16 protein-coding genes are annotated in these 20135 nt (G+C 70.2%); 4 read left to right on the forward strand and 12 right to left on the reverse strand.

The window, feature by feature from the left end:
• Positions 1-33: 33 nt before the first annotated feature.
• The gene (locus ACIBI4_RS25550; RefSeq protein WP_399206359.1) at positions 34-774 is read right to left on the reverse strand and encodes a MarR family transcriptional regulator; all 741 of its coding nucleotides are present in this window, start codon (positions 772-774) and stop codon (positions 34-36) included.
• Positions 775-1032: 258 nt separating this feature from the next.
• Here ACIBI4_RS25550 and ACIBI4_RS25555 point away from each other — a divergent pair, with 258 nt between their 5' ends.
• The 3 genes from ACIBI4_RS25555 to ACIBI4_RS25565 all read left to right on the forward strand — a co-directional run bounded on the left by ACIBI4_RS25555 (position 1033) and on the right by ACIBI4_RS25565 (position 3460).
• A complete protein-coding gene (locus ACIBI4_RS25555; protein ID WP_399206360.1) occupies positions 1033-1698 on the forward strand; it encodes a DUF4097 family beta strand repeat-containing protein in 666 nt (221 codons plus the stop codon).
• A 161-nt stretch (positions 1699-1859) separates the two neighbouring features.
• Positions 1860-2660 (forward strand): Fpg/Nei family DNA glycosylase, encoded by an 801-nt coding sequence (locus tag ACIBI4_RS25560; protein WP_399206361.1) that lies wholly within the window; start codon positions 1860-1862, stop codon positions 2658-2660.
• Positions 2661-2692: 32 nt separating this feature from the next.
• Positions 2693-3460 (forward strand): SDR family NAD(P)-dependent oxidoreductase, encoded by a 768-nt coding sequence (locus ACIBI4_RS25565; RefSeq protein ID WP_399206362.1) that lies wholly within the window; start codon positions 2693-2695, stop codon positions 3458-3460.
• Here ACIBI4_RS25565 and ACIBI4_RS25570 read toward each other — a convergent pair.
• Complete coding sequence (locus ACIBI4_RS25570; RefSeq protein ID WP_399206363.1) at positions 3408-3776, reverse strand: hypothetical protein; 369 nt, start codon at positions 3774-3776, stop codon at positions 3408-3410. The two genes, ACIBI4_RS25565 and ACIBI4_RS25570, sit on opposite strands and share 53 nt — an antisense overlap.
• A gap of 122 nt (positions 3777-3898) precedes the next feature.
• Positions 3899-4330: an SAM-dependent methyltransferase gene (locus tag ACIBI4_RS25575; protein WP_399206364.1), complete on the reverse strand. Its 432-nt coding sequence runs from the start codon at positions 4328-4330 to the stop codon at positions 3899-3901.
• A gap of 90 nt (positions 4331-4420) precedes the next feature.
• On the opposite strand from ACIBI4_RS25575, the gene ACIBI4_RS25580 reads away from it, so the two are divergent.
• A complete protein-coding gene (locus tag ACIBI4_RS25580; RefSeq protein ID WP_399206365.1) occupies positions 4421-5452 on the forward strand; it encodes a hypothetical protein in 1032 nt (343 codons plus the stop codon).
• Between the two features lie 52 nt (positions 5453-5504).
• Here ACIBI4_RS25580 and ACIBI4_RS25585 read toward each other — a convergent pair whose 3' ends face one another.
• From ACIBI4_RS25585 to ACIBI4_RS25625, 9 genes are all read right to left on the reverse strand, one after another.
• Complete coding sequence (locus tag ACIBI4_RS25585; protein ID WP_399206366.1) at positions 5505-5975, reverse strand: Dps family protein; 471 nt, start codon at positions 5973-5975, stop codon at positions 5505-5507.
• A gap of 140 nt (positions 5976-6115) precedes the next feature.
• Complete coding sequence (locus tag ACIBI4_RS25590) at positions 6116-6517, reverse strand: helix-turn-helix domain-containing protein (RefSeq protein WP_399206367.1); 402 nt, start codon at positions 6515-6517, stop codon at positions 6116-6118.
• A 109-nt stretch (positions 6518-6626) separates the two neighbouring features.
• Positions 6627-7205 (reverse strand): CinA family protein, encoded by a 579-nt coding sequence (locus ACIBI4_RS25595; RefSeq protein WP_399206393.1) that lies wholly within the window; start codon positions 7203-7205, stop codon positions 6627-6629.
• Between the two features lie 62 nt (positions 7206-7267).
• On the reverse strand, positions 7268-7960 hold the full coding sequence (gene pgsA, locus ACIBI4_RS25600; RefSeq protein ID WP_399206368.1) for a CDP-diacylglycerol--glycerol-3-phosphate 3-phosphatidyltransferase: 693 nt from the start codon (positions 7958-7960) through the stop codon (positions 7268-7270).
• Positions 7957-9414, reverse strand: a complete 1458-nt coding sequence (gene rimO / locus ACIBI4_RS25605; RefSeq protein ID WP_399206369.1) for a 30S ribosomal protein S12 methylthiotransferase RimO — start codon at positions 9412-9414, stop codon at positions 7957-7959. The genes pgsA and rimO overlap by 4 nt, the downstream gene beginning before the upstream one ends.
• Before the next feature lie 133 nt (positions 9415-9547).
• Positions 9548-10405: a helix-turn-helix domain-containing protein gene (locus tag ACIBI4_RS25610; RefSeq protein ID WP_399206370.1), complete on the reverse strand. Its 858-nt coding sequence runs from the start codon at positions 10403-10405 to the stop codon at positions 9548-9550.
• Positions 10406-10611: 206 nt separating this feature from the next.
• Positions 10612-13365 carry a DNA translocase FtsK gene (locus ACIBI4_RS25615; RefSeq protein WP_399206371.1) on the reverse strand — a complete coding sequence of 918 codons (2754 nt, stop codon included), beginning with the start codon at positions 13363-13365 and terminating at the stop codon, positions 10612-10614.
• Positions 13366-13492: 127 nt separating this feature from the next.
• Positions 13493-14176 (reverse strand): two-component system response regulator, encoded by a 684-nt coding sequence (locus ACIBI4_RS25620; RefSeq protein ID WP_399206372.1) that lies wholly within the window; start codon positions 14174-14176, stop codon positions 13493-13495.
• A gap of 352 nt (positions 14177-14528) precedes the next feature.
• On the reverse strand, positions 14529-20048 hold the full coding sequence (locus ACIBI4_RS25625) for a HAMP domain-containing protein (protein WP_399206373.1): 5520 nt from the start codon (positions 20046-20048) through the stop codon (positions 14529-14531).
• Between the last annotated feature and the right edge of the window lie 87 nt (positions 20049-20135).

Consider the following 20135-nt stretch of genomic DNA (forward strand, 5'->3'; position numbering starts at 1 on the left):
GCCGGGCCTCGCTCGTACCGGCCGTGGTGCGCCCTAACTCCCGCCCGGCCCCTCCCCCTTGATGTGCAGCACTTCCCGCGCCTGCTCCGCGGCCCGGTTGATGCTCTCGCCGATGAAGTCGACGAACCGCGCGATGTTCTCGAGCCGCACCGCGGCCGGGGTCCCCGGCCCGAGCACCTGCACGCCCTGCCGCGCGGTCTCCGCGAGCCGAAGGCTGGCCCGCGCGCTGGCGACCGTCGACTGGTACCAGACGTCGTCATCCGCGCTGTAGCGCTCACGGCGCCCTTCCTCCCGCTCGCGCCGGACCAGGCCCTGCCCTTCGAGGAACGCGACGGCCTTGGACACGGACGCCGGACTGACCTGGAGCCGCCGCACCAACTCGGCCGCGGTGAGGCTGCCTTCGTCGGCCATGTACAGGCACGTGAGGACGCGGGCCATCATCCGGGGCAGCCCCTGCTGCGTCAGCAGCTCCGCGAAGCTCTCCTCGTACGCGTGCACGGCCGCACCGTCCCGTCCGGCCACGTGGTCCGTCACGCGCGCGGGCGCCGGAACGCGACGCGGCACGTGCTGCCGGCTCCGGCGCGCGCGGCGTTCGGTGGCGCGATGCGCGAGATCGGCGCGGTAGGCGGCGGGCCCGCCGTTGCGCAGCACCTCACGTGTCACCGTCGAAGTGGGCCGGTCGAGGCGCCGGGCGATCTCCGCGTACGCGAGACCGTCGGCCAAGCCCCCCGCGATCTGCTGCCGTTCCTGCTGTGTGAGCCTGCCTCCCGGCATCGCGGCCCCTCCTTCACACCCGCCCGCCTCCACCGCGGCTCAACATAGCGTTCACTCCGAACTCATTGCAATGCGAACCCAGTTCGCACGTTGCGTTCGATTCAACTCCATTGCAATGATTTCCCAACTCCCACCTGCAATAACGCAAGTTGAGCCCAGCAAGCACGTTGCCACCCCCGCGAACGCAACGTAGCGTTTCACATGTCAGAAACAGCAGCGCCCACACCGCACTCACGCGGAACTCAAGAGGAGAGAACGATGCAGACCTTCGCCACCCCCGCCCCGATCTCCGCCGTGATCGACATCGCCGCCGGCAACCTCCGCTTCATAGCCGCCGACCGCGCCGACACCACGGTCGAGGTCCTCCCCGCGACCGCCTCGGACCGCGACGCCAAGGCCGCCGAGCAGGTCACCGTCGCCTTCGAGGACGGCGTCCTGCGCATCACGTCCGACCCGGCGCAGCACAAGGCGCTCGGCCACCCGGGTTCCGTCGAGGTGACCGTCCAGCTCCCGGCCGGTTCGCAGGTCGACGCCAAGGCCGCCAGCTCGGAGCTCCGCGGCGTGGGCCGCCTCGGCGCGGTCACCTTCGACGGCGCGCACGGCACCGTGAAGCTCGACGAGACCGCGGGCGCCAAGCTCACGCTCATGGCCGGCGATGTCACGGTCGGCCGCCTCGGCGGTCCGGCGCAGATCACCACCCAGAAGGGCACGATCGAGATCGCCGAGGCAGTGAGCGGAAGCTTCGAACTCCGCACCGAGCACGGCGACATCACCCTCACCGCCGCCCAGGACGCCTCCGCCACCCTCGACGCGGGCACGGGCTACGGCCGCATCACCAACGCGCTCAAGAACGCCGCGGCCACCCCGACGCTGGAGATCAAGGCCACCACGTCGTACGGCAACATCACCGCACGGAGCCTGTGAAGGCCGAGCCCATGCGAGACGGGGCCCTGAAGAAGCACCACGGCGTCCGCGCCAACGGCGAGGGCTGAGCCCGCACCCACGGGGCCCAGCCCTCGCCCGCACCACCCACCGACCGCGAGCGAGAAAGCGACACTTCGCCCTCCCGCCCGCACAATTGCCCCATGCCCGAAGGCGACACCGTCCACCAGACCGCCACCCGCCTCCACACCGCCCTGGCCGGCCGGCGGCTGACCCGCAGCGATCTGCGCGTTCCGAAGTACGCCACCACCGACCTCACGGGCCGTACGGTCCTGGACGTCACCCCCCGCGGAAAGCACCTGCTGACCCGGATCGAGGGCGGCCTCACCCTCCACTCGCACCTGCGCATGGACGGCGCGTGGAAGGTGTTCACCACCACCGAACGCTGGACAGGCGGAGCCGCCCACCAGATCCGCGCGATCCTCGGCAACGAGGACAATACAGCGGTCGGCTACCGCCTCCCCGTCCTCGAACTCCTGCGCACCACGGACGAGTTCAAGGCGGTCGGCCATCTCGGCCCCGACCTCCTCGGCCCGGACTGGGACCCGGACCAGGCCCTCGCCAACCTCCTCGCGGACCCCGCCCGCGAACTCGGCGAGGCCCTCCTCGACCAGCGCAACCTCGCCGGCATCGGCAACATCTACAAGAGCGAGCTCTGCTTCATGGCCTCGGTCACCCCGTGGACCCCGGTCGGCGACCTCCCCGACAGCCTCACCCCGCGTCTGGTCGCCGCCGCCCACCGCGTCCTCGAAGCCAACCGCGACCACCCGCTCCGCACCACCACGAACCGCCGCGACCAGCGCCTCTACGTCTACGGCCGCGCCGCGCGCCCGTGCCTGCGCTGCGGCACCCCCATCCGCACGGCCCAGCAGGGCGACGGCAGCCGCGACCGTCCCACGTACTGGTGCCCACGCTGCCAATCGGGCCCGACGCCCCGGTCTTGACGACCCGTCAGAAACCTCCGTACCGTCCTCCCATGCCCGTCCTCCAGGCGTACGACCTCACCGGCCGCACCGCGTTCGTCACGGGAGCCGCCAGCGGCATCGGGCGCGAGAGCGCGCTCCTCCTCGCCCGCGCGGGCGCCGTCGTGCACTGCGCCGACCGCGACGCGGACGGCCTGCACGCCACCGTCACGGCGGTCAAGGCCGAAGGCGGTACGGCGCAGCTGCACGTCCTCGACGTCACGGACCGGGCCCAGGTCAAGGCGGCGATCGTCGAGGCGCAGCCCGACATCCTCGCCGCGGTCGCCGGGGTCATGCACAGCAGCCCGGTCCTGGAGACCTCCGACGAGGACCTCGACCGTGTCCTCGCGATCAACTTCAAGGGCATCCTCTACGCCTGCCAGGAAGCCGCCCGCGTGATGATCGCGAACGGCACGCGGGGCAGCATCATCACGATGGCCTCCGGCGCGGTCGACACCGGCGGCCCCGGACTTCTCTGCTACGGCGCCGCGAAGGCCGCGGTCGTCCAGCTGACCAAGACGCTCGCCACCGAGATCGGCCGCCACGGCATCCGCGTCAACGCGGTCGCCCCCGGCTGGATCCGCACCCCGATGACCCTGCGCCACAACAACAGCGAGGTCCAGGACCACACCGAGGCCCTGATGTCGAGGATGTCCCCGCTGGGCCGGGTCGGTCTCCCCGAGGAGATCGCGCACGCGGTGCTGCACCTGGCCTCGGACGCGGCCTCGTTCACGACGGGCCAGATCCTCCGCCCGAACGGCGGCGTCGCGATGCCTTGGTGAGCCGCGCCCGCGCCTGTGTTCCGCCCCATCGCCCCCGCACCGCCCGCACACCCCGCCGCCACTGCGTCTGCCGTCGCGCCTTGGCCCGGTAGGCGGCCCGTACGCGCCGCGGTCCGACGGCCCGCGCCCACGGCACGGTGTGCACGGGCAGCAGGCTCAGCCCCCACCCGCCGGCGACTATGGACGCCTCGACGGCTCCGGCGTCACCGGTCGCGAACACAAGCCGCCCCATCGCCCACCACCACACGGCACCCGCGGCCAGCGCCAGCACGGCCAGCGCGGGGCGCGGAACCTTCGCCACGATCCCACCGGCCACGGCCACCACCTCCCAGCCCGGGCACCCAGCGCCGCCTTGGCCCCAGTCTCCGACGCCCGCTCCCGCACCGCATCCAGGAACGGGACACCTCACGCCCGCACCGCATCCAGGAACGCAACGCCTCACTCCCCCACCGACACCTCCCGCAACGGATCCCCGCCGTCCACGAAGACCCGCCCGCCGGGCGCCAGCACCACGGCGATCCGTTCCAGGGCCCGCCGCCCTGCCTCGGGATGGCGCCCGTCGAGCGCCCCGACCCGTACCGCGTAGACGAGATCGAACGGGCCCTCACCGTCCTGGGCCACGAAGTCCTCCACGGCGGCCTGCCGGACCCGGAGCCGCCCCGCGGCGATCTCCGCCGCACAGGCCGCCTCGGCCTGTGCCACCGCTGTGGCGGACCGGTCGATCGCGAGCACGCTCCCGTCCCCGATCCGCGCGACCACCGCACGCGCCGCGGCCCCCGGCCCGCAGCCGATCTCCAACACCTTCATGCCGGGCACGAGGGGCAGCGCCTCCACCACCGCGGCCAACCGCGCCGAGAGTCCGGACGTCATACCCCGACCATGCCACCGCGGCCCGGCTCCCGCGCCCCCAACTCCCGTACGAGGGCTGTGCGCAGGCCGGGAGCCGTGCAGGATGTGCGGGTGATATCCGGAGACAAGACATTCCTCAGCGCCGTCACCACCTTCGAGCAGGCCGTACGACAGCAGGACTCCGAAGCCGCCGAACAGGCCTTCAACGAGCTCGCCCGCCACTACGGAGGGGCCGACGAGTCGGAGTACCGCGAGGCGGCACCCCGCCTCGCGGCCCTGCTTCCCGGCATACCGCCGGGCCCGCGCAGCCATCTCGCCGTCCTCACCGGGGCCTGCGTCGAGCACGGCGCGGACGCGGCGGCCTGCGCACCGCACATCTTCGCCGGGGCCCGCGAGGCCTTCGATGCCGCCGCGGAGTTCTGCACCCGCTGGTCGGCGACGGGCGGCACACCGGACGATCTGCCGGACCCGGAGGAAGGCCTGAACGATGAGATCATCGAGCGCACCGGCCTCGACACCGCGATCGGCTGGTGCACGCTCCCGCAGTGGGAGATGGCGAGCGTCGCCATGCTCAATTCCCAGGCCGTCCGTAAGAGCGCGCCCGGCAAGCCGGAGCTGCTTGCCGCCGCCGAGCGGGTGACCGAGCGCTCCGGCCATGACTTCAAGTGCCTCACCTACGCCCTGCGCGCCCTCGACGACGAGCCCGTCATCGTGCTGCACCGCGCCACAGGCGCCGGTTTCGCGCTGCGGATCAGCGGGATCGGCGACAATTTCCAGCTCCACACGCTGCTCGCCGGCGCGCTCATCGCCGGCGGTCACCTGCCCGGCAGGGCCCCGTCCGCCGAGGAGATCGCGGTCTGCCGCGACGCCCCGGGCCAGGTCCAGACGACGGGGTCCTTCAACCTGGTCGACGCGGCCGGCCAGTGGATCTGGAACGAGGGCTGCCCGGACGACATCCCCACGGTCGACGGCGCCCGTCTGATCGTCCTGGACCCGCCGCCGTACGAGCGCGGCTGGGCGGCAGGCCGCTTCTTCCCCGGGATGTACGGCAACCTGGCCCTGGAGCGGGTCCTCGCCCCGCAGGAGGCGGCGGACTGGCTGGCCAAGGCCGCCCCGGACCGCCAGAAGTTCGGCAACGCCTGACGACGGGCCGTTCCGGCCGGGGCCTGCCCCCCGGCCGGAAGGACGGCCGCCCTCAGCCGTTCTCGGCCTGGAACATCCAGTGATGCTTCTCCAGATCCGCCGTGATCCCGATGAAGATGTCCTGGCTCACCGGATCCGCGTCCCCGGTCGCACCGACCCGCTCGCGCATCCGTGTGATCACCGCGCCGAGCGCGTCCACGAGGGTCCGTACGGCATCGACGTCCTTCACCCAGCCCGCGGGCACCGTACCGATACCGCTGGTCCCCGCCACGGTCCCGGCCCGCCCGTCGGGCGAGACGCCCAGGGTCGAGGCGCGCTCGGCCACCGTGTCGGAGTGCAGCCGCGCGGTGTCCACGACCTCGTCGAGCTGCAGATGGACGGAGCGGAAGCGGGGCCCGACGACGTTCCAGTGGACCTGCTTGGCCACCAGCGAGAGATCGACCAGATCGACGAGCGCGCCCTGCAGCGCCTCGGAGACGGTCTTCAGGTCGGTGTCGGACAGCGGGCTCTTCACGACGTACATACGTTTCTCCCGTAGAGACGACCCCCTGACGCACCCCACCTTCGCATAGTCGACCTAAAGCGGACATCCAGGGCTCAGGAGAACCCCGGGCATGAGAAAGCCCCGGCCGGAATCCCGGCCGGGGCTGTCCCGAAGATCGCTCAGGCGGCGACGACGTCCACCGCTTCGGCGGGCGCCTTGATGGTGACCCGCTCCGGAGGCACACCGGCCACGGAGACGGAATTGAGCATGGGACGCACTCCGGCAGGAACGCCCGCAGGCACCGGCTCGCGCGCGGCGGTCTCGCCCGCGGCGGCCGATTCGGCCAGCTCGGCGAGGGACAGCTCATCGCTGACCTCCCGCATGAGCTCGGACATCCGTACGTCCAGCGCGTCGCAGATCGCGGACAGCAGCTCGGAGGAAGCCTCCTTCTGCCCCCGCTCCACCTCGGAGAGATAGCCGAGCGAGACTCGGGCGGACGAGGAGACTTCGCGCAGAGTACGGCCCTGGCGCTGGCGCTGCCGACGCAGCACGTCACCCAGCAGGCGACGGAGCAGAATCATCGGTGGCTCCCTCCTCGGACCGCGTAGCCGCATCCTTCACGCCCCACCGTACCGCCTCGCGGGGCGGCCGTGCGGGGAGCGATGTCGTGTTCACTCAGGGCTGCAAACATCAATTCCCCCCGTTCTGTTCCGTATCCTGTGCCCGCGCGTTCCCGGTCAGTTCGCTCACGAGCAGTCCGAGCACGCTGCGTACACTCTCCCTACGAATTTCCGTACGGTCGCCGTTCAACCTCAGAGCAGCGACTTTCCCATGTTCCGGACGCGCACGCCCGATGGGTTCGTCCGCTTCCGTGACCTCTTCGCCCGGTCCGGCGAAGGTCGTGTCGCCCGGTCCGGCGACGGCCACGAATACGGTGCCGACCTCCTGGCCGTCCTGCGGATCGGGACCGGCCACGCCCGTGGTGGCGATTCCCCAGTCGGCGCCGAGCAGCCGGCGCACCCCGAGGGCCATCTGCCGCGCGACGTCGGGATCGACCGCGCCGCGAGCGGCCAGCAGAGCATCGTCCACACCGAGCACCTGGTGCTTGATCTCGGTGGCGTACGCGGTGACGGAGCCGCGCAGGACCTTCGAGGCGCCCGGCACGGCGGTGATCTCCGCCGCGACCATGCCGCCGGTCAGCGACTCGGCGACGGCGAGCGTCTGACCGCGTTCGACCAGAAGCTTCTGTACCAGGAGAGCCTCAGGGATCAGGGCAGCCTCGGGGATCAGGGCAGCCTCGGCCGCCCCAGCGCCCGCTTCCGCCCCGACCGTCACGATTCGGCCCGCTCCTGTGCCTCGGCCCGCTCCAGGGCCTGTGCCCGCTCCTTCGCGATTCCCTGCCGACGCAGCACGACGGCCTGGCGCACATAGTCCAGGCCGGTGACGACGGTGAGCACCACCGCTATGGCCATCACCCAGAACCGCAGCGTGGCCAGCGGGCCGGTGAGCGCGAGCACGTACATCCCGACCGCGGTGCCCTGCGCGAGGGTCTTCATCTTGCCGCCGCGGCTGGCGGGGATGACGCCGTACCGGATGACGATGAAACGAAGCAGCGTGATGCCGAGTTCCCGGCCGAGGATCACTCCGGTCACCCACCACGGCAGATCACCGAGGTAGGAGAGGCAGATCAGCGCGGCGCCCATGATCGCCTTGTCGGCGATCGGGTCGGCGATCTTCCCGAAGTCGGTGACGAGGTTGTACGTCCGCGCCAGATGACCGTCGAAGAGGTCGGTGATCATCGCGATGGCGAAGGCCGCCCAGGCGAAGGAGCGCCAGGCGGGGTCGTATCCCCCGTTGCCGAGCAGCAGCAGCACGAAGCCCGGCACCAGGAGGAGCCGGATCATGGTGAGGATGTTGGCGATGTTCCAGAGACTGGCCTGATTGACGGCCGCAGCACCCAGTTTGCCGCCGGGCACCGGCTTACCGCCGGCCCCGCCCGCCGCGGATGCCGGGACTCCCGTCATCTGCCTGCCTCCTCAAGACACTCGACCACCAGGTCGACGCCCTCGGTTCCGACGACCTTTGCCTCGACCATACGACCGACAGTCAAGCCTTGACGCGACGTGAACACCACCTGTCCGTCGGTCTCCGGTGCCTGGTGGGCACCGCGGCCGGTCGCGCCGTCCTCGCCGTCGACGGACTCGACGAGCACCTGCAGGGTCTCGCCCATGCGCTCGTCGGCCCGCTGGGAGGTCAGCTCCTCGGCGAGCTGCGAGATCCGCGCGAGACGCTGGGCGACGACGTCCTCGTCCAGCTTGTTCTCGTACGTGGCGGCCTCGGTGCCGTCCTCGTCGGAGTACCCGAAGACACCGATGGCGTCGAGGCGGGCACCCGTGAGGAAGCGCTCCAGCTCGTCCACGTCGGCCTCGGTCTCACCGGGGAAGCCCACGATGAAGTTGGACCGGACGCCCGCGGAGGGCGCCTTGGCGCGGATCTGGTCGAGCAGCTCCAGGAACCGGTCGGTGTCGCCGAAGCGGCGCATCGCGCGCAGCACGTTCGGCGCGGAGTGCTGGAACGAGAGGTCGAAATACGGGGCGACCTTCTCGGTGGAGGTGAGGACGTCGATGAGGCCGGGACGCATCTCGGCGGGCTGCAGGTAGCTGACGCGCACCCGCTCGATGCCGTCGACGGCCGCGAGCTCGGGCAGCAGCGTCTCCAGGAGCCGGATGTCGCCGAGGTCCTTGCCGTACGAGGTGTTGTTCTCGGAGACCAGCATGATCTCCTTGACGCCCTGCTCGGCCAGCCAGCGGGTCTCGCCGAGGACATCGCTCGGGCGGCGCGAGATGAAGGAGCCGCGGAACGACGGGATCGCGCAGAACGAGCAGCGGCGGTCGCAGCCGGAGGCCAGCTTCACGGAGGCGACGGGCGCGGTGCCCATGCGGCGGCGCAGGGGCGCGCGCGGACCGGACTCGGGGGCGAGGCCCTCCGGGAGGTCCTCGGGTGCCTGTGCGTGCCCGGGCAGCGCGGTGCCCGCGGCGGCGGCCTGGCGCTCGGCGGGCGTGATCGGCAGCAGCTTGCGGCGGTCGCGCGGGGCGTGTGCCTCGACATTGCCGCCGCTGAGGATGGTGTTCAGGCGGCTGGAGATGTCGGTGTAGTCGTCGAAGCCGAGCACACCGTCGGCCTCGGGCAGTGCCTCGGCGAGCTCCTTGCCGTACCGCTCGGCCATGCAGCCGACCGCGACGACGGCCTGGGTCCGGCCATGGTCCTTGAGGTCGTTGGCCTCGAGGAGGGCGTCGACGGAGTCCTTCTTGGCGGCATCGACGAATCCGCAGGTGTTGACGACGGCGACGTCGGCGTCCGAGGCGTCCTCGACGAGCTCCCAGCCATCCGCCTCCAAGCGGCCTGCGAGCTCCTCCGAGTCCACCTCGTTACGGGCGCAGCCAAGAGTGACAAGGGCGACGGTACGGCGTTCGGGCATAACGTCCAGAGTATCTGGTTCCTCTGACACCCCTCGCCGCGCGTCCGGACGCCGCCCGCCGAGGGCCCGCGGACACGGGAACGCCCCCGCCGGCACACGGCCGGCGGGGGCGTTCTCGAGGCGATGGCGGGCGTCAGCCGGCCTGGGGGTCGGCCTCCTGCTGGTCCTCCTTGGTGTAGGAGAGCCGCTCGACCTGTCCCTGCTGGAAGTCGTCCTTGATCTCCTTGCCGTTCACGAAGAGCTTTATGGCTCCCGCGTTCCCGAGCACGAGATCGATGCGGTCGTCGTCGGTGAAGGTCTTCGTCTGGCCCTTGTTGATCAGCCCGTCGAACATCGTCACACCGTTGTGGTCCTTGGCGGAGATCCAGCTCTGGCCGGCATCCGCGCTGATCAGGACGGTGACCTTGTCCTTGGGCGCATTGGCGATGGCGCTGTCGGCCGGGTCCGGCTTGGGGTCGGCGGGCTTGGACGGCGCGGGCTTGCCGGTGTCCTTGCCCGCCTCCGGCGAGGGGGTCACCGAGCCTTCCGCCACGGAGTCCTTGCCGCCGGTGCCGGAGTCACTGAACATCGTGAACCCGACGAAGCCGATCACGGCGACGATGGCCGCGACCATGGCCGCGGTCCAGTTGGGCCGCCGCGGCTCGGACCGGATGCGTTCGGCCTCGAACAGGGGTGCGGCGGGGGTCGGAGTGGTCCGGCCGCCATGCTCCGCGGTGAACTGGTCGAGCAGCGGAGCTGCGTCGATGCCGACGGCGCGCGCGATGGAACGGATGTGCCCGCGGGCGTAGACGTCGCCGCCGCAGCGCGAGAAGTCATCCTGTTCGATCGCATGCACGATCGGAACGCGGACCCGGGTCGCCGCACTGACCTCGTCGACCGTGAGTCGCGCCTCGAGGCGGGCGAGCTGGAGGGCCCGTCCGATCGAGGGACGGTCGTCGTCGACTTCCGGGATCGAAGGCCGGTCGTCTTCAGGGGAGTTGCCGATGGACACGGGGGCGCCTTTCGAGCGTGTAGCCACCTGCTGGACGTTCAGTCTAGGGGGGGTACGAAAGGGTGAGGCAACCGGGCGGGAGCACTTTGTACGCCATCAGGCTGGCCGGACCTTCACCATGACCGGACATCCTGATGGTGGGACAGGTTGCCGTCTCTCCATCCAACTTGACGTAGCCCGAAGAGAAACGGTTGCCTCCTGTTCCCTTAAGGGTGAGCCTCCCCGCGGATCACCGCCAGCACTCCATCCAATTCGTCCGGCTTGACCAGAACATCCCGTGCCTTCGAGCCCTCGCTGGGCCCGACGATGTTGCGCGACTCCATGAGGTCCATCAGGCGCCCCGCCTTCGCGAACCCGACCCGGAGCTTGCGCTGGAGCATCGACGTGGATCCGAACTGGGTCGAGACGACCAGCTCGGCGGCCTGGCACAGCAGATCCAGATCGTCGCCGATCTCCTCGTCGATCTCCTTCTTCTGCCTGGTGCCGACCGTGACGTCCTCGCGGAAGACGGGCGCCATCTGGTCCTTGCAGTGCTGCACGACGGCGGCGATCTCGGCCTCGGTGACGAAGGCGCCCTGCATACGGGTCGGCTTGTTCGCCCCCATCGGCAGGAAGAGCCCGTCGCCCTTACCGATCAGCTTCTCGGCGCCGGGCTGGTCCAGGATGACCCGGCTGTCGGCGAGCGAGGAGGTGGCGAACGCGAGCCGCGAGGGCACGTTCGCCTTGATCAGACCGGTCACGACGTCGACCGAGGGCCGCTGCGTGGCCAGCACGAGGTGGATACCGGCGGCGCGCGCGAGCTGGGTGATCCGGACGATGGAGTCCTCGACGTCCCGCGGCGCGACCATCATCAGGTCGGCGAGCTCGTCGACGATCACCAGGAGGTACGGGTACGGCTGGAGCTCCCGCTCGCTGCCGAGGGGCGCGGTGACCTTCCCGTTCCGTACCGCCTCGTTGAAGTCGTCGATATGCCGGAAGCCGTACGCCGCGAGGTCGTCGTAGCGCAGATCCATCTCGCGCACGACCCACTGCAGCGCCTCCGCGGCCCGCTTCGGGTTGGTGATGATCGGCGTGATCAGGTGCGGGATGCCTTCGTACGCGGTGAGCTCCACGCGCTTCGGGTCGACGAGGACCATCCGGACGTCCTCGGGGGTTGCCCGCATCATGATCGAGGTGATCAGACAGTTGATGCAGGAGGACTTTCCGGAGCCGGTGGCGCCGGCGACCAGGACGTGCGGCATCTTCGCGATGTTCGCCATCACATAGCCGCCCTCGACGTCCTTGCCGAGGGCCACGAGCATCGGGTGGTCGTCCTCGGCGGCGTCCGCGAGGCGGAGCACGTCGCCGACGTTGACCATCTCGCGGTCGGTGTTCGGGATCTCGATGCCGACCGCGGACTTGCCGGGGATCGGGCTGATGATCCGCACGTCGGGCGAGGCGACGGCGTACGCGATGTTCTTCGCGAGTGCCGTGATCTTCTCGACCTTCACGGCCGGGCCGAGCTCGACCTCGTAGCGCGTGACGGTCGGGCCACGCGTGAAGCCGGTGACCTCGGCATCCACCTTGAACTCGGTGAACACGTTGCTGAGCGAGGCCACGACGGCGTCGTTCGCGGCGCTGCGCGACTTGCCGGGACCGCCGCGCTCCAGGAGGTCGAGCGAGGGCAGCGCGTACGTGATGTCACCGGAGAGCTGCAGCTGCTCGGCACGCGGCGGCAGATCGCGCGGCTCCTCGCGCGCGGGCTTGGTGAGGTCGGGGACGGCTGTCCCGGTGGCCGGCAGGGTCTCCTGGGCGCGCGCGGCCGGCAGCGGCTCCTGGACGCGTGCGCCCGGCAGCGGGGTGGGCGTCGGCTCGGGCTCCCGCTCGACCGTCACGCCCTGCGTGAGGTCGGCGACCAGCGGCGAGGGCGGCATCCCGTGCAGCACCGCGCCGTCGAGCGCGGCGGCGGCCGCCGCGGCCACGTCGATGGCGTCGAGCGAGGGCTCCATCTCGGGCTGCACGCTGGTCCGCCGCGGCCTGCGCCGCTTGGTGAGCGCCTCCTCCTCGGCCCTGTCCGGGTCGTACGACTCGGGGGCGGGCGTCTGCTTGCGGCGGGCGCCGGACGCGGGCACCGCCTCGCGCCACTGGTCGTCGTAGCGCGCGTCGTCCTCCGAGAAGTCCGCGTCCGTCGCGGGCTCGGGCTGGAGGATGCCGAGCTTCCGGCCGAGCAGCCGCAGCCGCTGCGGCACCGCGTTCACCGGCGTGGCCGTGACCACGAGCAGCCCGAAGACGGTGAGCAGGACGAGGAGCGGCAGGGCGAGCACCTCGCCCATCGTGAAGATCAGGGGACGGGACGCACCCCAGCCGATCAGCCCGCCGGCATCCCTTATGGCCTCGGTCCCCTCACCGCGCCCGGGCGCGCCGCACGCCATGTGCACCTGGCCGAGCACACCGAGGACGAGCGCCGAAAGCCCGATGACGATACGGCCGTTGGCCTCCGGCTGCTCGGGGTGGCGGATCAGCCGTACGGCCATCCCGCCGAGCAGCAGCGGCACGAGCAGGTCGAGCCGGCCGAACGCGCCGGTGACGAGCAGCTCCACCAGATCGCCGACGGGGCCGCGGAGTTGGGACCAGGTGGCGGCCGCGACGATCAGCGCGAGGCCGAGCAGGAGCAGCGCGAGCCCGTCCTTGCGGTGGGCCGGGTCGAGCCCCTTGGCGCCACGCCCTATGCCGCGGAACGTCGCCCCCACCGCGTGCGCGAGCCCGAGCCAGACCGCGCGGGCCAGCTTGTAGACGCCGCCGGTCGGATTCGGGGCGGGCTTCGGTGCCGGCTTGGCCGCGGCCTTCTTGGCGGGGGCCTTCTTCGCCGGCGCCTTCTTGGCCGGCGCCTTGGATGCTGCGGCCTTCTTCGCCGGAGCCTTCTTGGGCGCGGCCGCCTTCTTGGCGGGCGGCTTCTTGGCTGCGGAGGGACGTGAGGCCATGGGGGTGAGGTTACCGGTGCGAACCCCTGCGGACACGTGTGCCTACTGCTTCACCCGTTCGTGTCGGCATACCGAGGCGCAGAACTGACGCCGGATCAATTGCGCAGGTGGAGCGAGGAGAGTGAGCTCAGTTCTGCGGGGGAACCGCGGGGGCACCGGGGCCGGCGCCCGGCTCCAGCGCGTCAAGTGCCCGGCGCAGGCCTGTGAGTTTGCGCTCCAGGTGTGCCGCCGTCGCCACGGCCGCGGCGTCCGCGGACTCGTCGTCGAGCTGCTTGGAGAGCGCCTCGGCCTGCTCCTCGACGGCCGCGAGCCGCGCCGACAGCTCGGCGAGCAGACCCGCGGGCTCGCTCCTGTCCCCGACCGGCGCCTTGCCGCCGCCTTCGAGCTGAAGCCGCAGCAGAGCGGCCTGCTCGCGCAGTTGGCAGTTCTTCATGTAGAGCTCGACGAACACCGAGACCTTCGCGCGCAGCACCCACGGGTCGAAGGGCTTGGAGATGTAGTCGACCGCACCGGCCGCGTACCCGCGGAAGGTGTGGTGCGGACCGTGATTGATCGCCGTGAGGAAGATGATCGGGATGTCACGGGTCCGTTCCCGGCGCTTGATGTGCGCCGCGGTTTCGAAACCGTCCATTCCAGGCATCTGGACGTCCAGCAGAATGACCGCGAAATCGTCCGTGAGCAGTGCTTTGAGCGCTTCCTCCCCGGACGATGCCCGCACCAGTGTCTGATCGAGCGCAGAGAGGATGGCCTCGAGCGCCAGCAGATTCTCCGGCCGGTCATCGACCAGGAGGATCTTGGCCTTCTGCACCATGGCCCGTCCTCCTCGCCCCGGTACGGGGCCTCCCCTGTCCGAAGGACTTGGGGCAGCACCTCTCGCCACCCCAGCGGACGACTCCGTCACGCCGCCCGTCCTTGTGCCGGTCATGGTAGCCGCACCCCGCCCGTCGCCACACCCTGTCACCGCGATGTCACTGTGCACGTAGCAGAAACGCAAGCGGAGACCAGAAGGTTCCCCGAATCCCGCACTTCTACACGGTAATGGACACGTTCCGTCAGCGGATTCTGTGCGGTTCCCGTGTGCGGCGGACCATGGGGGACGCCGCACACGGGCAGATCATGCACGATCCTGATCACCGGCCGGACGCTTACCGACCGGCCGGCGATCACTTCTCGTTCATCCAGCTTTCCATCACCGACAGCAGGTGATCGGGATCGACCGGCTTCGTGACGTAGTCGGAGGCGCCGGAGTCGATGGCCTTCTCCCGGTCGCCCTTCATCGCCTTCGCGGTGAGCGCGATGATCGGCAGGCCCGCGAACTGCGGCATCCGGCGAATCGCCGTGGTCGTCGCATAGCCGTCCATCTCCGGCATCATGATGTCCATCAGGACGAGCGTCACATCGTCGTGCTGCTCCAGGACTTCGATGCCCTCGCGCCCGTTCTCCGCGTACAGGACCGCGAGTCCGTGCTGCTCGAGGACGGAGGTCAGCGCGAACACGTTGCGGATGTCGTCGTCGACGATCAGGACCTTCTCGCCGCCGAAGTGGAAGCTCGGCCGCGGCTGCGGCGCCGGCTGCTCGGGCTCCGCCCACTGATCCTGTCCGCCGGGACCCTGGCCCGTCTGCCCGGCCGTCTGGCCCGGCAGCGCGGCCCGCGGCTCCACGGCCTGCACCGAGCGGCGGCGGCGCCTGAAGAGCGTCCCGTGTCCGGACACCGGCTCCGGTGCGACCGGCTCGGGCCGGCCGTTGTTGTCGCTCACCGTGAACGGCTCGTCGGCCGGCACGGGCGGCAGCGCGGGCAGCGGCGGCAGCCCGGTCTGGCCCTCCGGCTCGATGGCGGTGGCCAGTTGGGCGTATTCCTGCGGCGGCAGCTCGCTCGGGTGCAGCGGCAGGTACAGCGTGAACGTCGAGCCGCGGCCCGGTTCGCTCGCCGCGTGGATCTCGCCGCCGAGCAGCCGCGCGATGAGCCGGCTGATCGACAGACCCAGGCCCGTACCGCCGTACTTGCGGCTCGTGGTGCCGTCGGCCTGCTTGAACGCCTCGAAGATGACCCGCATCTTGCTGCCCGGGATACCGATACCGGTGTCCGTGACCGAGAACGCGATGACGTCCGCGTCCGGGCTGGTCAGCGTGCCCATCTCCAGGAGCTGGGTGCGGATCTCGTGCGGTACGTCCGCGCCCGCGGGCCGGATGACCAGCTCGACGGCGCCGGAGTCGGTGAACTTCACCGCGTTCGACAGCAGGTTGCGCAGCACCTGGAGCAGGCGCTGCTCGTCCGTGTGCAGCGTCGCGGGCAGTTCCGGGGAGACCCGAACCGAGAAGTCGAGGCCCTTCTCCGCGGTGAGCGGACGGAACGTGGCCTCCACGTAGTCCACGAGCTGGACGAGCGCGATCCGTGTGGGCGAGACGTCCATCTTGCCCGCCTCGACCTTGGAGAGGTCGAGGATGTCGTTGATGAGCTGGAGCAGGTCGGAGCCCGCGCCGTGGATCGTCTCGGCGAACTCGACCTGCTTGGGCGAGAGATTCCCCTCCGCGTTGTCCGCGAGCAGCTTGGCGAGGATCAGCAGGGAGTTGAGCGGTGTACGGAGTTCGTGCGACATGTTCGCGAGGAACTCGGACTTGTAGCGCATCGAGACCGCGAGCTGCTCGGCGCGCTCCTCGAGCACCTGGCGGGCCTCTTCGATCTCGGTGTTCTTGACCTCGATGTCGCGGTTCTGCTGGGCGAGCAGCTCGGCCTTCTCCTCCAGTTCGGCGTTGGAGAGCTGCAGCGCCTTCTGCCGGTTCTCCAACTCCTCGGAGCGGTCGCGCAGTTGCTCGGTCAGCTCCTGCGACTGCTTGAGCAGCACCTCCGTCTTCGTATTGACGGAGATCGTGTTGACGCTCGTCGCGATCATCTCGGCGATCTGGCTGAGGAAGTCCCGCTGGATCTGCGTGAACGGCTGGAACGACGCCAGCTCGATCACTCCGAGTACCTTCCCCTCGAAGAGCACCGGAAGAACGATGACCTGCGCCGGAGGCGCGTCCCCGAGACCGGAGGCGATCTTGAGATAGCCGGAGGGCGCGTTCTCGACGAGGATCGTGCGGCGCTCCTGCGCGGCCGTCCCGATGAGCGTCTCGCCCGGCTTGAAGGACGTGGGCATCGAGCCCATCGAGTAGCCGTAACTGCCCATCATGCGCAGTTCGTACGCGTCCTCCTCGGCGGCTCCGCCCAGGTCGTCCGTGGGCGCGGCCAGGAAGAACGCGCCGTGCTGCGCGGAGACCACCGGGGTCAGCTCGCTCATGATCAGACCGGCCACGTCCGCGAGGTCGCGGCGGCCCTGCATGAGGCCGGAGATACGGGCCAGGTTGCCCTTGAGCCAGTCCTGCTCCTTGTTGGCGATGGTGGTGTCGCGCAGGTTGGCGATCATCGTGTTGATGTTGTCCTGCAGGTCCTGGATCTCGCCCGCCGCGTCGACGTCGATCTTCAGGTTGAGGTCGCCGCGGGTCACCGCGGTGGCGACCGCGGCGATGGCGCGCACCTGGCGGGTCAGGTTCCCGGCCATCTCGTTCACGGACTCGGTGAGGTCGCGCCAGGTGCCGTCGACGTCGCGTACGCGGGCCTGGCCGCCCAACTGGCCTTCCGTGCCCACCTCGCGGGCCACGCGGGTGACCTCCTGGGAGAACGCGGAGAGCCGGTCGACCATGGTGTTGATGGTGGTCTTGAGCTCCAGGATCTCGCCGCGCGCGTCGATGTCGATCTTCTTGGTGAGATCGCCCTTGGCGATGGCGGTCGTGACCATCGCGATGTTGCGCACCTGGCCGGTCAGGTTGGCGGCCATCTGGTTCACGGACTCGGTGAGGTCCTTCCACGTCCCGGCGACGCCGGGGACGCGGGCCTGCCCGCCGAGGATTCCGTCGGTGCCCACCTCGCGGGCGACCTTGGTGACCTGGTCCGCGAACGAACTCAGCGTGCGCACCATGGTGTTGAAGGTGTCGGCGAGCTGCGCGACCTCGCCGCGCGCCTCGATCGTGACGGTACGGGTCAGGTCACCGTTGGCGACCGCCATCGCGACCTGCGAGATGTTGCGCACCTGGCTGGTCAGGTTGGACGCCATCAGGTTCACGTTGTCGCTGAGGTCCTTCCAGATGCCGGTGACTCCCGGCACCCGGGCCTGACCGCCCAGCTGGCCCTCCGTACCCACTTCGCGGGCCACGCGGGTGACCTGCTCGGCGAAATTCGAGAGCTGGTCGACCATGGTGTTGACGGTGGTGACGAGTTCGAGGATCTCGCCCTTCGCGTCGACCGTGATCTTCTTCGACAGGTCGCCCATGGCGACCGCGGTCGTGACCTCGGCGATGTTGCGCACCTGTGAAGTCAGGTTGTTCGCCATGAAGTTCACGGACTGCGTGAGGTCCTTCCACGTGCCCGCGACGCCCTGCACCTCGGCCTGGCCGCCGAGGATGCCCTCGGTGCCCACCTCGCGTGCCACGCGGGTCACCTGGTCGGCGAAGCTGGAGAGCTGGTCCACCATCGTGTTGAGGGTGTTCTTCAGCTCCAGGATCTCGCCGCGCGCATCAACCTCGATCTTCTGCGAGAGGTCACCTCGGGCGACCGCGGTCGCGACCTGCGCGATGTTGCGCACCTGGGCGGTGAGGTTGCCGGCCATGCCGTTCACGGAGTCGGTCAGATCGCGCCACACACCGGCGACCCCGGGCACCTGCGCCTGACCGCCGAGCCGGCCCTCCGTACCCACGTCGCGGGCCACGCGCGTCACCTGGTCGGCGAAGGCGGAGAGCTGATCGACCATCGTGTTGATGGTGTTCTTCAACTCCAGGATCTCGCCGCGCGCGTCGACCTCGATCTTCTGCGAGAGGTCGCCGCGCGCCACGGCCGTGGTGACCTGGGCGATCTGCCGCACCTGTGAAGTCAGGTTGCCGGCCATGAAGTTGACGGAGTCGGTGAGGTCCTTCCACGTACCCGAGACGCCGTCCACGCGTGCCTGGCCGCCGAGCCGGCCCTCCGTACCCACGTCACGGGCCATGACGGTCACCTGGTCGGCGAAGCTGGAGAGCTGGTCCACCATCGTGTTCACGGTGTTCTTCAGCTGGAGCATCTCGCCGGAGACGTCGACCGTGACCTTCTGCGACAGGTCGCCGTTCGCCACCGCCGTGGTGACCTGGGCGATGTTGCGCACCTGACCGGTGAGGTTGCGGAAGGCGGTGTTCACCGAGTCGGTGAGGTCCTTCCACGTGCCCGCCGCGCCGGACACCTCGGCCTGGCCGCCCAGTTCGCCCTCGACGCCGACCTCGCGCGCCACCCGCGTCACTTCGGAACCGAAGGCCGAGAGCTGGTCGACCATGGTGTTCACGGTGTTCTTGAGTTCCAGCATCTCGCCGGCCACGTCGACCGTGACCTTCTGCGAGAGATCGCCGCTGGCCACCGCGGTCGTCACGGTCGCGATGTCGCGCACCTGCGTCGTCAGATTCCGGAAGACCGTGTTCACCGAGTCGGTGAGGTCCTTCCACGTGCCCGCCGCACCCGGCACGAGCGCCTGCCCGCCGAGCTGCCCGTCGAAGCCGACCTCGCGCGCCACGCGGGTGACCTCGTCCGCGAACGTACGCAGTGTCTCGGTCATCTGGTTGATGGTCTCGGCGAGCTGGGCCACCTCGCCGCGCGCGCTCACCGTGACCTTGCGGGACAGATCACCGTTGGCGACGGCCGTGGTGACCTCGGCGATCCCGCGCACCTGCGCGGTGAGGTTGCCGGCCATCAGGTTCACCGAGTCGGTGAGCTCCTTCCACACACCGGCGACCCCGGGCACCTGCGCCTGCCCGCCCAGCTCGCCCTCGGTGCCCACCTCGCGGGCCACGCGGGTGACCTCGGAGGAGAAGGAGGAGAGCTGGTCGACCATGGTGTTCACGGTGTTCTTCAGCTCGAGCATCTCGCCCGCGACCTGCACCGTGACCTTGCGCGACAGATCGCCCTTGGCGACGGCGGTGGTGACGAGAGCAATGTCACGCACCTGCGCCGTGAGCCGGTACGCCATCGTGTTGACCGAATCCGTGAGGTCCTTCCACGAACCGGACATACCGCGCACCCGGGCCTGACCGCCCAGCTTGCCCTCGGTACCGACCTCACTGGCCACCCGTGTGACCTCGTCGGTGAACCGCGAGAGCTGGTCGACGAGGTTGTTGACCGTACGTCCGACCTTCAGGAACTCCCCGCGCAACGGATGCACCGAGCCGTCGGGCCCGGGCGCGCGCAGCTCCATCCGCTGCTCCAGGTCGCCCTCCGCGACGGCCGAGAGCACCCGGCCGACCTCCGAGACGGGCCGTACGAGATCGTCGACCAGCGCGTTGGACGCGTCGATCGCGACCGCCCACGAGCCTTCGTACGCGCCGCTCTCCAGCCGCTCCGTGAGCTTTCCCTCACGTCCGACCATCCGCCGCACCCGCGAGAGCTCGCCGGTCAGATGCAGATTGCGGTCCGCGACGTCGTTGTAGAGCGCCGCGATCTCGCCCATCACGCCGTCGTTGCCGACGGTCAGCCGCCTGCGGAAGTTGCCGTCCCGCATCGCGGCGAGCGCGGCGACCAGCTTGTTCAGGGCCGCGGCATCGACCTCGACGGTCCCGTTCCCGCGACTGCCACGGGGCTGAGCGCCTTTCGCGCGCGAGGCCTTGCCTCGCGCAGCTGTACCGGACTCCACCGTGTCCCTCCCGCAGGGGTCGACCACTTCGCTCGATTGAAGCCTGCCCAGTGTTTCACCCTGCCCGAACCAGGCCATAACACTTCG

This window comes from Streptomyces sp. NPDC050418 (genome assembly GCF_044458745.1).
Taxonomy (GTDB): Bacteria; Actinomycetota; Actinomycetes; order Streptomycetales; family Streptomycetaceae; genus Streptomyces.